Annotated in this window: 12 protein-coding genes; 3 read left to right on the top strand and 9 right to left on the bottom strand. The window is 70.8% G+C overall.

Annotated features, from left to right (window positions below):
- Nucleotides 1–334: 334 nt before the first annotated feature.
- Nucleotides 335–916, top strand: a complete 582-nt coding sequence (locus tag DEJ01_RS08815) for a TetR/AcrR family transcriptional regulator (protein WP_138803833.1) — start codon at nucleotides 335–337, stop codon at nucleotides 914–916.
- An 11-nt stretch (nucleotides 917–927) separates the two neighbouring features.
- Here the strand turns inward: DEJ01_RS08815 and DEJ01_RS08810 are convergent, their stop codons facing one another.
- The 5 genes from DEJ01_RS08810 to DEJ01_RS08790 all read right to left on the bottom strand — a co-directional run bounded on the left by DEJ01_RS08810 (nucleotide 928) and on the right by DEJ01_RS08790 (nucleotide 7,640).
- The gene (locus tag DEJ01_RS08810; RefSeq protein WP_111022264.1) at nucleotides 928–1,530 is read right to left on the bottom strand and encodes a substrate-binding domain-containing protein; all 603 of its coding nucleotides are present in this window, start codon (nucleotides 1,528–1,530) and stop codon (nucleotides 928–930) included.
- Nucleotide 1,531: 1 nt separating this feature from the next.
- On the bottom strand, nucleotides 1,532–2,974 hold the full coding sequence (locus DEJ01_RS08805; RefSeq protein ID WP_111092748.1) for an MFS transporter: 1,443 nt from the start codon (nucleotides 2,972–2,974) through the stop codon (nucleotides 1,532–1,534).
- Between the two features lie 93 nt (nucleotides 2,975–3,067).
- The gene (locus tag DEJ01_RS08800; protein ID WP_056070707.1) at nucleotides 3,068–4,213 is read right to left on the bottom strand and encodes a cystathionine gamma-synthase; all 1,146 of its coding nucleotides are present in this window, start codon (nucleotides 4,211–4,213) and stop codon (nucleotides 3,068–3,070) included.
- 13 nt (nucleotides 4,214–4,226) lie between these two features.
- A complete protein-coding gene (locus DEJ01_RS08795) occupies nucleotides 4,227–5,591 on the bottom strand; it encodes a cystathionine beta-synthase (RefSeq protein WP_110863383.1) in 1,365 nt (454 codons plus the stop codon).
- Nucleotides 5,592–5,765: 174 nt separating this feature from the next.
- Nucleotides 5,766–7,640 (bottom strand): ABC transporter ATP-binding protein, encoded by a 1,875-nt coding sequence (locus DEJ01_RS08790; protein ID WP_071405027.1) that lies wholly within the window; start codon nucleotides 7,638–7,640, stop codon nucleotides 5,766–5,768.
- A 126-nt stretch (nucleotides 7,641–7,766) separates the two neighbouring features.
- Here DEJ01_RS08790 and DEJ01_RS08785 point away from each other — a divergent pair, with 126 nt between their 5' ends.
- Both DEJ01_RS08785 and DEJ01_RS08780 read left to right on the top strand, forming a co-directional pair.
- Complete coding sequence (locus tag DEJ01_RS08785) at nucleotides 7,767–9,191, top strand: amino acid permease (protein ID WP_111046802.1); 1,425 nt, start codon at nucleotides 7,767–7,769, stop codon at nucleotides 9,189–9,191.
- A gap of 327 nt (nucleotides 9,192–9,518) precedes the next feature.
- Entirely contained in the window at nucleotides 9,519–10,328 is an 810-nt protein-coding gene (locus tag DEJ01_RS08780; protein WP_111046796.1) for a hypothetical protein, read from the top strand.
- A gap of 183 nt (nucleotides 10,329–10,511) precedes the next feature.
- Here the strand turns inward: DEJ01_RS08780 and rplL are convergent, their stop codons facing one another.
- From rplL to DEJ01_RS08760, 4 genes are all read right to left on the bottom strand, one after another.
- Nucleotides 10,512–10,895, bottom strand: a complete 384-nt coding sequence (gene rplL, locus DEJ01_RS08775) for a 50S ribosomal protein L7/L12 (RefSeq protein ID WP_027466380.1) — start codon at nucleotides 10,893–10,895, stop codon at nucleotides 10,512–10,514.
- Between the two features lie 51 nt (nucleotides 10,896–10,946).
- Complete coding sequence (gene rplJ / locus DEJ01_RS08770) at nucleotides 10,947–11,462, bottom strand: 50S ribosomal protein L10 (protein WP_017888663.1); 516 nt, start codon at nucleotides 11,460–11,462, stop codon at nucleotides 10,947–10,949.
- Between the two features lie 279 nt (nucleotides 11,463–11,741).
- Entirely contained in the window at nucleotides 11,742–13,280 is a 1,539-nt protein-coding gene (locus DEJ01_RS08765; protein ID WP_111092747.1) for a cell wall metabolism sensor histidine kinase WalK, read from the bottom strand.
- On the bottom strand, nucleotides 13,277–14,017 hold the full coding sequence (locus DEJ01_RS08760) for a response regulator transcription factor (RefSeq protein WP_017888661.1): 741 nt from the start codon (nucleotides 14,015–14,017) through the stop codon (nucleotides 13,277–13,279). The genes DEJ01_RS08765 and DEJ01_RS08760 overlap by 4 nt, the downstream gene beginning before the upstream one ends.
- Between the last annotated feature and the right edge of the window lie 78 nt (nucleotides 14,018–14,095).

Below are 14,095 nucleotides of genomic sequence, written 5' to 3'. Positions count from 1 at the left end.
GCGCGGTCAGTGCGCCCAGGACGAAGACGTAGAAGAGTCGCTGCCCGCGGGAGAGCGAGTCTCCGGGGTGCAGGACCCGGATCGAACCGGTGGTGGCGGGCGCGGTCACGAGCAGCAGTCCTTCGACCTCGGGGCGGGGGGGGTGATCGCGGGTCGATCGAATCGATTCGTCCGCGGAACCATCCTACGGTCGCCGGTGCGTGCACGGCGCCGCCGGTGCGGGCCGCCCGCGTGAAGCGGCTCGTGCTGCCCCTCGGCCCGGCGAGGACCATGCGGTAGCGTCGGGTTGCTCGGGGGCCTTCCGGGTGAAGCGGATCAGAAGGGGGTGGGCGTCATGGTGGATGCCCGGATCCTGCACACCACTGCAGCGCTGCGCGAGGCGATCCTGCGACTCGCCGCGGACCGACCGGTCTCGGAGATCACCGTCGCCGACGTCACGCGTGCCGCCGGCATCAACCGGGCCACGTTCTACTCGCACGCCGTCTCCCCCGGATCGCTGCTCGCCGACGTCCTGACGCCGGAACTCGACCGCATCCGGCAGGACGACGCCGACGAGCGCCGGGCCGCCGCCGATCGGGGCGCCGGAGCCGACGAGCTCGCGGCCATCACCCGGCGCGGCATCAACGCCGTCGTCGAGCACGTGACGACGCACCGCGACATCTACGGCAAGGCGCTGCCGGACCCGAACGACGCCTCGCTGCACCGACTGCTCGTCGAGCACTTCACGGTGTCGAGCGCCCTGCACATCCGCGAGCTCGACCCCGCCCACCGGCCCGACCTGCTCGACGACGTCGCCGCGGGGTTCGTGGCGCAGGGCTTCGTCGGGGCGATCGAGGCCTGGCTCGCCGGGCCCCGTCGGTCGCGGAAGGCGCTGGTCGAGACGATCACGCTGTCGTTCCCGGCGTGGTGGAGCTGAGCGGACCGTTCCTACTCGGCGTCCGTCGTGTCGCCGTCCGTCGGGTCGGTCTCCGGCTTCTCGCCACGCTGCAGGGACTGCACGACGTCGACCGCCGTCGCCGCGGTGTCGGCGTCGTCGCCCTCCGACGGCACGCGGTAGTCGGCGGACACTCCGTCGCCACCGGTGCCGGTCGCGGGCAGCGGATCACCGAGGGACACGACGACGACCCCGGCGTCGTGGGCGGTCTGGATCACGCCGGTCAGCGCGGACGGTCGGGCGGCGTGCACGAGCAGGGCCTTGGCCCCCTTCCGCACGAGCTGGGCGACCGCGGTCCGCTGGGACGCCGCTGCACCCGATGCCGGAGCGACCCGGACGTCCGGCCGGAACCCGGCATCGGTCAGGTCGGTGCGGAGCCGGTCGGCGAGAGCCGCGTCGTCGTGCACCAGGACGACACCGATCACGGCCTGCTGGTCGAAACCCCCGTCAGAGCTCGTCAGGTCGGTGCTCTGCACGGGTGTGGGGGCAGCCGACGTCGTGCCCTGGCACCCGGCCAGGGTCAGGGCCGCCGCCAGGGCGACGGTCACGGCGACGATGCGCAGCACGGTGGTCTCCTCTTCGGTCCGGTCTGCCACGCTACCCGGCGGCCGGGCCGTGCGACGACGGAGTCCGCGACGGGACTGTTCCGCCCGGGCCTGCCGGGGCTGTCGTCACCGGCGCAGGCACGGGGCCGAGCCGTCGGACGGCCGCGATCGCCAGCGCGGCGAACCCGATCATCGCCGCGAACACCAGGGGGAACGACACGGTGCCGTCGGCGCCACCGGTCGCGGTGAAGAGCAGGCCGGTCACCGCGAGACCGATCACGCTGCCCGCGGCATCAGCGATCGTCAGGGCCGAGCTCGCGAACCCGTCGTCGCCCTCGCCGGAGAACCGCAGCGTCAGCATCGAGGCGCGCGGGTAGATCGCGCCCATGCCCGCACCACCGACGAACCAGCCGGCGACCAGCACCCACCACGACAGGTCGAACGTCGCGACTGCGAGCGCGGTCACCAGACTGACGAGCACCAGCGTCAGCCCGACCCCGAAGGTGCGCCGGGCGGTGAGCCGCCGCTCCCCCAGACGACCGTGCGCCCAGCTCGACGCGGCCCAGCTGAGTGCCGCCACCGTCAGGGCGAGCCCGGCGGCCGACGGCGACAGCCCGTGTTCGGCCTGCAGCAGGAACGGCACGTACGCCTCGCTCCCGAAGAACGACGCGGCGACGAGCCCGCGCAGCAGCACGACCGACGGCAGCCCGGCCGCGGCGCGGAACGTCCCGGTCGGCAGCAGCGGCCGCAGGGCGAACCAGGTGCCGACCAGCCCGACGACGACCGCCGCGACCATGCCCCACGGGGTCAGGTCCGGGGCCACGTTGAGCAGCAGGATCGACACGGCCGCCGCCACCGACCACCCGATCCGGACCCGCTGCCACGGCGGGCGGAGCGACGCGGCCGGGGCGTGCAACCGGCCGAGGGTCGGCACGAGCAGGACGAACGCCGCCAGCGCGATCACCAGGGCCCCGGCGAACACCCAGTGCCAGTTCCAGGTTTCGGTGACGATGCCGGCCAGCGCGGGACCGATCAGCGCGGGGACGACCCAGGCCGCGGCGAACCCGGCGAACACCGGTCCGTGCAGCTCGGCGGGGAAGATCCGGGCGACCAGCACGTACAGCACCACGTCGATCGCCCCGGCGCCGAACCCCTCGATGAGCCGGCCCGCCAGGAACACCTCCATGGTCGGCGCGAGCATCACCACAGCGGTCCCCACGGCGAAGAAGACCGCCGACACCCAGGCCACGATCCGCCCGCCCGCGCGGTCGGCCCAGTTGCCGGCGAGGACCATGCCGGGCACCCCGGCGGCGAGCGGAGCGGCGAAGGCGAGCGCGTACAGGGTCTCGCCGTCCAGGTCGCGGCTGATCACCGGCATGATCGTCGTCATCGCCAGGTTCTGGAACGCCGCGACGCCGACGATCGCGACCATGCCGATCGTCGCGAGGGCGTACGGCCCGCTCAGCAGGCTGGTCCGCGACGCCGTTGTGCTCACCTGATCATCGTAGGGGTGGGCGCCGACGACACGGTGGCGCGTCCCGCGTCCCGCGTCAGCAGGGCCCGCGTCACCGCGGCAGCAGGGCCCGGTTCAGCGCGCCAGCGCCTGCTCCAGGTCCGCCACCAGGTCGCCGGCGTCCTCGATGCCCACCGACAGGCGGACCACGTTCTCCGGCACGGCCAGCTCGGTGCCCTTCACCGACGCGTGGGTCATCTCGCTCGGGTACCCGATGAGCGACTCCACTCCTCCGAGCGACTCGGCCAGGGCGAACAGCTCCGTCGACTCCGCGAACCGCTTCGCCGCCTCGGCGCCGCCGGAAAGCGCGACCGAGAGCATCCCGCCGAAGCCGCGCATCTGGCGTGCGGCGACGTCGTGCCCCGGGTGGTCGGGCAGGCCCGGGTAGTAGACGCGCTCGACACCGGGCGCGACGACGAGCGCCTCGGCGACGGCCTGCGCGTTCCGCGAGTGCCGCTCCATGCGCACCGCGAGCGTCTTGATGCCGCGGGTGGTCAGGTAGGCGTCGAACGGCGACGAGATCGCACCCGCGCCGAACTGCAGGAACTGCACCTTCGCCGCGAGCTCCTCGTCCGCCAGCACGACGGCTCCGCCGACGACGTCGGAGTGTCCGCCGAGGTACTTCGTGGTCGAGTACACGACGACGTCGGCGCCGAGCGACAGCGGCTGCTGCAGGTACGGCGACGCGAACGTGTTGTCGACGACCACCAGTGCGCCCGACTCGTGCCCGAGGGTCGCGAGCGCGGCGATGTCGGCGATCTTCATGAGCGGGTTCGTCGGCGTCTCGACCCACAGCACGGTGGTGGCCGGTGCGCCCTGCAGGGCTGCACGGACCTGGTCGAGGTCGCTCATGTCGACGACGACGAGCTCGACGCCCCACGGCACGTGCAGCCGGCTCACCAGGCGGTGGGTGCCGCCGTACACGTCGTTGCCCATCACGACGCGGCCACCGGGGACCAGCGCGGCACGGAGCAGGGCGTCCTCGGCGGCGAGCCCGGACGCGAACGACGACGCCGCGACGCCGCCGTCGAGGTCGGCCAGGAGCACCTGCAGCGAGTCACGCGTCGGGTTGCCGGCGCGCGAGTACTCGTAGCCGTTGCGCATGCCGCCGACGCCGTCCTGCACGTACGTCGACGTCAGGTGGATCGGCGGGATGACGGCGCCGGTGGTCTCGTCGGGCTCCTGGCCGGCGTGGACGGCCCGGGTGCTGAACTCGGTCATGCTCGGTGGTTCCTTACTCGGAGAGGTAGGTGAGGAGGTCGTGCCGGGTCAGCACGGTGACGGGCTTGCCGTCCGCGACGACGAGGAGCGCGTCGGCCGACTCGAGCGCACGACGCGCCGCGGAGACCGACTCGCCGACCCCGATGAGCGGCAGCGGGTCGCCGACGAAGCCGGTGAGCGCGTCCGACATCTTCGCGGTGCCGGTGAAGACCTGCTCGAGCAGCGCCTTCTCCTCGACGGCGCCGACGACCTCGCCGATGACGACGGGCGGCTCCGCGCTGAGCACGGGCATCTGCGAGACGCCGTACTTGGTCATGATGTCGACGACGTCGCGCACGGTGTCCGCCGGGTGCGCGTGCACGAGGTCGGGCAGGCGGCCGTCCTTGCCGGCGATGAGCGAGCCGACGGTGCGCTCGTCGTCGGTCTCGGCGAAGCCGTAGGAGCGCATCCACCGGTCGTTGAAGATCTTGCCGAGGTACCCGCGGCCGCCGTCCGGCAGCAGCACGACGACGACGTCGTCCTCGGTCAGGTCACGGGCCGCGCGGAGCGCCGCGACGACGGCCATGCCGCTCGATCCGCCGACGAGCAGTCCTTCTTCGCGCGCCAGGCGCCGGGTCATCGCGAAGGAGTCGGCGTCCGACACCGCGATGATCTCGTCCGGCACGCCGGCGTCGTACGCGCTCGGCCAGAAGTCCTCGCCGACGCCCTCGACCAGGTACGGGCGACCGGTGCCGCCGGAGTACACGGAGCCCTCGGGGTCGGCCCCGACGATGCGGACGCCGCCGTCGGACGCCTCCTTCAGGTACCGTCCGGTGCCCGAGATCGTGCCGCCGGTCCCGACGCCCGCGACGAAGTGGGTGATCTGCCCCTCGGTGTCGCGCCAGATCTCCGGACCGGTGGTCTCGTAGTGGCTGCGGGGACCGTTCGGGTTCGCGTACTGGTTCGGCTTGTAGGCGCCGGGGATCTCCTGCACGAGCCGGTCCGACACCGAGTAGTAGGACTCGGGGTGCTCCGGCGCGACCGCGGTCGGGGTCACGACGATCTCGGCGCCGTACGCCGTCAGCACGTTGCGCTTGTCCTCGCCGACCTTGTCGGGCAGCACGAAGACGCACCGGTAGCCGCGCTGCTGTGCGACCAGGGCCAGACCGACGCCGGTGTTGCCGGAGGTCGGTTCGACGATGGTGCCGCCGGGGCGCAGGTCACCGGAGGCCTCGGCCGCGTCGATGATCCGGGTGGCGATGCGGTCCTTGGACGACCCACCGGGGTTCAGGTACTCGACCTTCACCAGGATGGTCGCCCGCACCCCCTCGGTCACCCGGTTGAGCTTGACGAGCGGGGTGTCGCCGACGAGGTCGACGACGGAGTTCGCGTAACGCACGGCGTCGAGTCTAGGACGCGGTCCCCGCGTCCCGCTGGGATGTGTCGTGCGCGGACAACGCACCGTGATCCCGCGGCGGGCGACGTGCCCTGGTCGCGCTGCGCGCCGGACGGGAGGCCCGTGCGGACGCCACCACGGGCCTCCTGTCCGGCGCTCGGTCGCGACCACGACCGGTCAGGGCCGGACGACGTCCGCCGACGTGTTCTGCTGCCGGTGCAGCTGGGCGTACGTGCCGTCGAGGGCGAGGAGTTCGTCGTGCGTGCCCTGCTCGACGATCTGCCCGTGGTCCAGGACGAAGATGACGTCGGCGTCGCGGATCGTCGACAACCGGTGCGCGATCGAGATGGTGGTCCGACCGGCCGCCGCAGTGTCGAGCGCCGTCTGCACGACGTGTTCCGAGATGGAGTCGAGTGCACTGGTGGCCTCGTCGAGGACGAGCACCGGCGGGTCCTTCAGCATGACCCGCGCGATGGCGATGCGCTGCTTCTCGCCACCGGACAGGCGGTAGCCGCGCTCCCCCACGACGGTGTCGTAACCGTCCGGGAACGACGCGATCGTGTCGTGGATGTTCGCCGCACGGGCCGCACGCTCGAGCTCGTCGTCGGTGGCGTCGGGCTTGGCGTACCGCAGGTTCTCGCCGATCGTGGCGTGGAACAGGTACGTCTCCTGGCTGACGATGCCGACGTGCCGCATCAGGTCCTCGTGCACCAGGTCGCGGACGTCCTGCCCGGCGAACCGCACCGATCCCTCGGTCGCCTCGTACAGCCGGGGCACCAGGTAGGACACCGTCGTCTTGCCCGCGCCGGAGGGACCGACGAAGGCCGCGAACTGCCCGGGGCGGAGCTCGAACGACACCCCGCGCAGGGTCGGCTTGTCGGCTTCGCCGTCGGGGTAGGTGAAGACGACGTCGTCGAAGGCGACGTGGCCGACCTTCGACTCGTCCACGGGCCGGGCGGTCGGCGAGTCCGTGATGGCCGGCTTGAGGTCGAAGTACTCGAAGATGCGGGCGAAGAGCGCACCGGAGGTCTGCAGGTCGAGGACCACGCGCAGCAGCCCGACCGTCGGGAACAGCAGCCGGGACTGCACCGTCGTGAACGCGACGATCGTGCCGGCCGTGATCGGGACGTCCCCGATGATCAGGTACGCGGCGACGACGTAGATGATCGCCGGGATGATCGACAGGAAGATCTGCACGATCGCGAAGAACCACTGCCCGGACATCTGCTGGCGCACCTGCAGGGTGATCTGGTTGCGGTTCTCGTCCCCGTAGCGGCGGGTCTCACTGGCCTGCTGGTTGAAGCTCTTCGCCAGCAGGATGCCCGAGACGCTCAGCGCCTCTTGGGTGATGGCCGTCATGTCGGACAGCGACTCCTGCGTCTGCGCGGCGATGCGGGCGCGGACCTGGCCGACGCGGCGCTGCGCGATCACGAGGAGCGGCAGCAGGACCACGGCGACCAGCGTCATCTGCCAGCTCAGCAGGAGCATCGCGACCACGGCGGCGATCACGGTCACGGTGTTGCCGAGCACCGACGAGATCGTGTTGTTCAGCACGCTCGCCACGCCGCCGACGTCGTTCTGCAGGCGCGACTGGATGACGCCGGTCTTGGTTCGGGTGAAGAACGCGAGCTCCATCCGCTGCAGGTGCGCGAACAGGCGCATCCGCATCGCACCCATGACCTTGTTGCCGACCGTCGCGGTCAGGTACGTCTGCCAGACGCCGACCCCGGCGCTCGCGATCCAGAGCAGGACCATCGCGGACACGAGCTCGATCAGCACCGGCACGTCCGGGCGACCCGACGGCGGGAACAGCCCGCGGTCGAACGCCTGCTGGGTGAGCAGCGGCGGCACGACCGAGATGGCCGCACCGATCAGCACGAGGACGACCGTGAGCATGATCGCCCGGCGGTGCGGCTCGAACAGCGCGGCGATGCGCCGGACCAGGTGCGGGATCCTCGGCGCCTCGGCGTTGGCGGCCTTCTGCGCGCGGAAGTCGCCGCTCGAGATGCGCCCGCCCCCGCGCGGACCGCCGCCTCGCCCGCCGTGTCCCATGCTCATGGAGCCACCGTAGCCCCGCGCTCGGACATCGACCGCCCTGTCCACAGCACCGCAGTATTTGACCCCGTTCAGGGGGCGTGCGAGCATGTGCCGTCCCCGTCCCCGCACCACCGAGGTCCCATGTCGTCCGCGCCGTCACGTCCCACGTCCCTGGGGGCGCAGCTCGCCCGCCGCAAGCCGATCGAGCAGCTGCAGGCCGAAGCCTCCCGCGGTGTGAACGGGGAACCGCTCCGTCGCTCGCTCGGGGTCTGGCAGCTCACGATGATCAGCGTCGGGGCCACGCTCGGCACCGGCATCCTGGTGGTCCTCGGCACCGCGGTCCCGCTCGCCGGTCCCGCCGTCTGGATCTCGTTCGTCGTCGCGGGGATCGCCGCGCTGCTGTCCGCGCTGTCGTACGCCGAGATGGCGGGCGCCGTCCCGACCTCGGGGTCCAGCTACTCGTACACGTACGCCACGATGGGCGAGGGCATCGCCTGGATCTGCGGCTGGTGCCTCGTGCTCGAGTACGCCGTCTCGGTGGCCGCGGTCGCCGTGGGTGCCAGCGAGTACGTCGACGAGACCCTCCGCGTGTTCGGACTGCACCTGCCCACCGCACTCTCCGCTCCCCCGGTCGACGGCGGCGTGGTCAACCTGCCCGCGGCGGTCCTGGTCCTGCTCGCCACCGCCGTGCTGCTGCCCGGTGCCCGCGAGAGCGCCTGGGTGAACACCGTCATGGTGATCGTGAAGATCGCCCTGCTGGTCTTCTTCGTCGTCGTGGCGTTCACGGCGTTCCGGGCGCAGAACTTCGAGCCGCTGGCCCCGATGGGCGCCGCCGGGGTCACCGCCGCCGCGTCACGGCTCTTCTTCTCGTACATCGGCTTCGACGCCGCCTCGACCGCCGGTGAAGAGGCGAAGAACCCCCGCCGCGACCTGCCCCGGGCGATCATCGGCTCGATCGCGCTCATCACCGCGCTGTACATCCTCGTCGCGATCGCCGCCGTCGGGGCCCGCTCGTGGACCGCGTTCTCGTCGTCCGAGGCGTCGCTCGTCCGCATCGTCGTCGACGTCACGGGGCAGCCGCTCGTCGCCCTCGTGTTCTCGATCGGGGCAGTCGTCGCCATCGCCAGCGTCGTGCTCACCGTCCTGTACGGCCAGACCCGCATCCTGCTCACGATGTCCCGCGACGGTCTGGTGCCGAAGGTCTTCGGCCGGGTCTCCCGCCGCACCGGCACCCCGATCGCGAACACGCTCATCATCGGGATCGCCGTGACGATCGTCGCCGCGCTCGTGCCCCTCGGGGAACTCGCCGACGCCACGAGCATCGGCACCCTCGTCGCCTTCGCCCTGGTGAACGTTTCCGTCATCGTGCTCCGCCGCTCGCAGCCCGACCTGGAGCGCTCGTACCGGGTGCCGCTGTTCCCCGTCGTGCCGATCCTCGGCACCCTGAGCTGCGTGCTGCTCGCGGTGTTCCTCGGCACCACCACCTGGATCGCCTTCGGCATCTGGATGGTCGCCGGCGCCCTGCTCTACCTGGCCTACGGACGCCGCCACAGCACCCTGCGCTGACGCGCGCGCCGCGCCGCCCCGCGCCGCGCAGCCCGCCCGCCCGCGCCGAGTCTCGGCCAGGCGGACTCTCCACGGCTCACCAAGGCGCGAAAACGTCTGCCCAGACGAGACTCGGCACCGTCCTCGAGACAGTCGTGACCTCCCTCTCTCCACAGATCCCGCCGGAGGGCACACAGCGCACATCAGAGTCCGCACACTCGCATCATGCAACTGCACCAGACACGGCCCGATCTCCTCCGCGCCGAGCGGTCGGATCCATCGCAAGCACGACAACTCCGACGGCTCTATGCCGCTGGGCGAGTCGTTCGGCTCCGTGCGGGTATCTACATGGACAAGCGGGTGTGGGATGCACTCGACAAGGCGGACAAGCACCTCGCCATGGCTCGGGCTGTCGCTCCCGACCTGGGTCCGACCAGCGCGTTCTCCCACGTCACGGCTGCGCTCATCCATGGCTGGCCGTTGATCGGACCGGCTCCGGAGCGGATTCACGTCGTCGACTGGGAGCTGGTCGGCGTCGAACACCGGGTCGGACTCATTCGACACGGTATCGACCCCGCTGGCCTGCGCCTCGGCCGCAGCCGATTCGACGGCGTCCCGGTGGTCGATGCGCTTGGAACGGCGATGGCCGTCGCGCGAACGTGTGACCCGGCAGTAGCCGCCGTGGCCATCGACCATGCGGTACGCATGAAGGCGATCGACAGGAAGGTGTTCGAGGAACATCTGCCGCCGCCCGCATCGCGTGGTGGCCGGAGGGCTCGGCTCGTCGCCACTGCGCTCGATCCGGCACACGAGTCACCCGGTGAGTCGTACTCTTCGATCCGACTCGTGCAACTGGGAGTGACCACCATCCACCCGCAGCATGAGTTCGTCACGAACGGGTTTCGCGACCGCGTCGACTTCTGGTTGCCCGACGCCGGAGTCGTCGTCGAGTTCGATGGCAAGCAGAAGTACGTCGACCGCGAGATGCTCGCAGGTCGCGATCCCGGCGACGTCCTCTGGCAGGAGAAGCGCCGGGAGGACCGCATCCGTACCCGCCGAGAAGTCCGGTCCGTCATCCGGGTGACCTGGTGGCACCTCGAGAGCCTCGACCGGTTCCGTGCGCTGCTCCGCTCGCACGAGGTGTTGATCGCTCCATGAGCAGCTCCTGCGACGGGTCCAGTCTCGGCCCACCGGACAACTTCCCGCTCCAACGGCCGGCAAAGTGTCCGCACAGCCGAGTCTCGGCGACAGTCAAGCCGCCGCCGCCGCGCGCAGCACCGCGCACACGACGAAGGCCGCCACCCCGAGGGGCAGCGGCCTTCGTGACCGGAACGGTCGAGACTACGCGAGCTCGATCGTGGCGCCAGCGGCCTCGAGGGTCGCCTTCGCCTTGTCGGCGGTCTCCTTGTTCGCACCCTCGAGGATCTTGGCGTCGGCGGTCTCGACGAGCGCCTTGGCCTCACCGAGGCCGAGCGACGTCAGGCCACGGACCTCCTTGATGACCTGGATCTTCTTGTCACCAGCGGACTTGAGGATGACGTCGAACTCGGTCTTCTCCTCAGCGGCCTCGGCCGGAGCAGCTGCGCCGGCGGGGGCGGCAGCGGCGACCGGGGCGGCCGCGGTGACCTCGAAGACCTCTTCGAACTTCTTCACGAAGTCCGAGAGCTCGATGAGCGTGAGCTCCTTGAAGGCCTCGATGAGCTCGTCCTGCGAAAGCTTCGCCATGATTTTCTCCTACTACTAGCTAGTACGTGTGGTTGATGAACGCGAGCCTGATCAGGCCGCGGACTCCTGCTTCTCGCGAAGGGCGTCCACGGTGCGGACGGCCTGCGAGAGGGGTGCCTGGAACAGGTACGCAGCACCGAACAGCGAGGCCTTGAGTGCGCCGGCGAGCTTGCCGAGCAGCACTTCACGGGACTCGAGGTCGGCGAGCTTGTCCACCTCGGTCGCGGTGAGCGGGTTACCGTCGAAGTAACCGCCCTTCACCACGAGCTCGGGGTTCGCCTTGGCGAATGCACGCAGCGACTTCGCGACGGCGACGGTGTCACCGTGGACGAAGGCGAGAGCGGACGGACCGGCGAGTTCGTCGTCGAACGACGAGATGCCGGCGTTGTTCGCCGCGATCTTGGTCAGCGTGTTCTTCACCACGGCGTACGTGGCGTGCTCACGGATCGAGTTGCGGAGCTCCTTGAGCTGCGCGACCGTGAGACCGCGGTACTCGGTGAGCAGAACGGCGTTCGAGCTACGGAAGGACTCCGTGAGCTCGGCGACCGCAGCTTCCTTGTTCGCCATGGTTCTCCTTGGGGGTCTTGCCGGCAGCCCCAGGTCCACGAACGAAAAAAGCTCCGGCGCAGAGGCTCGGAGCTGCTCTCACCAGATGGTGGGAGTGGTTCGGAACACCTGCGCGGGATGCCTCACGAGTGAGGACCTTCGGTCACGATGTTCACAAACACGTTGCGAGCAGCACGACATCCGGCGGTCTTTGGCTTCGAGAACTGTACCAGACGCCGTGGGCGTCGCCAAACAGCGGTCGGGAGGCGCGGTGCGGGCCCGCACCGCGCCTCCCGACCGTCAGTGGGTCCGGTCCACCGCAGCGGGTGTCGCCGACCAGTCCGCGGACCCGGCAGGGTCAGCCGACGACGACGCGACAGCCCCGGCCCCGGCCCCGGCGACAGCCCCTGCCGCGGCGGCAGCCGCAGCCGGGTCGCGGGGCAGGTGCACCGTGAACACGGTGTCCCCCGGCTCACTCGTGACCTCGACCCGGCCGCCGTGCGCCTGCACGACCGCGTCCACGATGGCGAGCCCCAGGCCGGTCGACCCGACCGTGCGGGACCGCGAACTGTCCGCCCGGGCGAAGCGCTCGAACAGCTTCGGGAGGAACTCCGGGTCGATCCCCTGACCGGTGTCGCGCACGGTCAGGTCAACGCCGCCGTCGACCGGGGCGAGGCCCACCGTGATGCGGGTGCCCTCGGGCGTGTGGGTCCGGGCGTTGGTGACGAGGTTGACGATGACCTGGTGCAGGCGTGCGGCGTCGCCCGTGATGGTGACCGGCTCCGGCGGGACGTCGACCTCGATGGGGTGTTCGGGCGAGGCGGCGTGGGCGTCGTTCACGGCGTCGAGCACCAGTCCGGTCAGGTCGACCTCGGCGAACTGGATCTCGCGGCCTTCGTCGAGCCGGGCGAGGAGCAGCAGGTCCTCCACCATCGAGGTCATGCGGATGGACTCGGACTCGATGCGGCTCATGGCGTAGACGACGTCCTTCGGCAGGTCGCCGCCCATGCGCCGGGTGAGTTCGGCGTACCCGCGCACCGAGGCGAGCGGGGTCCGGAGCTCGTGCGAGGCGTCGGCGACGAACTGCCGCACCTTCTGCTCCGAGCGTTCCCGCGCCTGCATCGCACTGCCGATGTGCCCCAGCATGCGGTTGAACGCGCTGCCGACCCGGCCGACCTCGGTGCGGGGGTCGGTGTCGGGCACGCGGACACCGTCGAGGGCGTCGCTGCGGTCGAGCGGCATGCGCGCGACGGTGGACGCGGTCTCGGCGACGCGCTCGAGCGGCCGGAGCGACTGCCGGACCACGAACGCGGCGACGACCGAACCGGCGACCAGTGCGGTCGCCACGACGGAGAGGACGACCCCGAAGAGCTTCCAGACGCTGTCGTAGACGGGGGCCATCGGGAGTCCCACGACCAGGACGGCCGGGCCGACGTTGACGGCGGCGAGGCGGTACCGCCCGACGTTCGAGCCGAGGTCGATCGTCTCCGGGTCGGCGTCCACACGGACGGACCCCAGTGCCTCGGCGCTCGTCTGCGGGACCCCGCTCGGGCGGCCGTAGTCGTCGAGCACGTTCGCGATGACGACCTGCCCGTCGACGAAGTACGCCGTCAGGGTGCCGGCGGCCTGCCCGGACGGCCGGGACAGGTCGATGCTCGGCTGCCCCGACTGGTTCTGCTGCAGGTACCGCTGCGCCCGGTGGGTGGCGCTCGTGATCTGCTTGTCGATCGCGCTGGTCTGGATCGAGAAGAGCGCGATGATGCTGGCCGCCCCGATCACCGCGCTGACGGCGACGACGAGGGCGACGATGCTCAGGACGAGCCGGCGCCGCAGGGTCACGAGGTCGGCTTGATGACGTACCCGACGCCGCGCACCGTGTGGATCATCGGGGTCTCACCGGCGTCGATCTTCTTGCGCAGGTAGGAGATGTAGATCTCGACGACCGACGACTTGCCGCCGAAGTCGTACGACCACACCCGGTCCAGGATCTGCGCCTTCGAGAGCACGCGACGGGGGTTCCGCATCAGGAAGCGGAGCAGCTCGAACTCGGTGGCGGTCAGTTCGATCGGGCGGCCGGCGCGGTGCACCTCGTACGACTCCTCGTCGAGCACCAGGTCGCCGACGACGATGCGGGAGTCCCCGGCCTCGGAGATCGAGATCTGCGAGCGGCGGATGAGCCCACGCAGCCGCGCCACGACCTCCTCGAGGGAGAACGGCTTGGTGACGTAGTCGTCGCCGCCCGCGGTGAGCCCGGTCACGCGGTCCTCGACGGAGTCCTTCGCGGTGAGGAACAGCACCGGGGTGTCGTCGTTGTTCTGCCGCAGCCGGCTCAGCACCTGCAGCCCGTCGAGGTCCGGCATCATCACGTCGAGCACCATCGCGTCGGGCTTGAACTCCCGCGCGGTCGTCAGGGCGTCCTGCCCGCCGTTCGCGCTCTTGACGTCCCAGCCCTCGTAGCGGAGCGCCATGGACAACAGGTCGGTGAGGCTGGCTTCGTCGTCGACGACCAGGATGCGCAACGGGGTTCCGTCGGCACGGGTGAGGCGCGGGGCTGCTGCGGGCTGGGAGATGGTCACGTCTTCGAGTATCGAGAAGTTCCTATGAGTCGTCTGTGGCGCGGCCCAGTGCGTTCTGTGGATTGAGGACACGTCCAC

Source organism: Curtobacterium sp. MCLR17_040, from assembly GCF_003234735.1.
In the GTDB taxonomy this organism is placed as follows: Bacteria; Actinomycetota; Actinomycetes; order Actinomycetales; family Microbacteriaceae; genus Curtobacterium; species Curtobacterium flaccumfaciens.
The sequence above is the reverse complement of the archived record's forward strand: the minus strand, read 5'-3'. Positions and strand labels throughout refer to the sequence as shown.

Bases quoted from the DNA above. Each gene is read 5' to 3' on its own strand.
- DEJ01_RS08815 (WP_138803833.1), top strand. From the start codon at position 335: ATGGTGGATGCCCGGATCCTGCACACCACTGCAGCGCTGCGCGAGGCG.
- DEJ01_RS08800 (WP_056070707.1), bottom strand. From the start codon at position 4,213: ATGACCGAGTTCAGCACCCGGGCCGTCCACGCCGGCCAGGAGCCCGAC.
- DEJ01_RS08790 (WP_071405027.1), bottom strand. From the start codon at position 7,640: ATGGGACACGGCGGGCGAGGCGGCGGTCCGCGCGGGGGCGGGCGCATC.
- DEJ01_RS08785 (WP_111046802.1), top strand. From the start codon at position 7,767: ATGTCGTCCGCGCCGTCACGTCCCACGTCCCTGGGGGCGCAGCTCGCC.
- DEJ01_RS08780 (WP_111046796.1), top strand. From the start codon at position 9,519: ATGGACAAGCGGGTGTGGGATGCACTCGACAAGGCGGACAAGCACCTC.
- rplL (WP_027466380.1), bottom strand. From the start codon at position 10,895: ATGGCGAAGCTTTCGCAGGACGAGCTCATCGAGGCCTTCAAGGAGCTC.
- rplJ (WP_017888663.1), bottom strand. From the start codon at position 11,462: ATGGCGAACAAGGAAGCTGCGGTCGCCGAGCTCACGGAGTCCTTCCGT.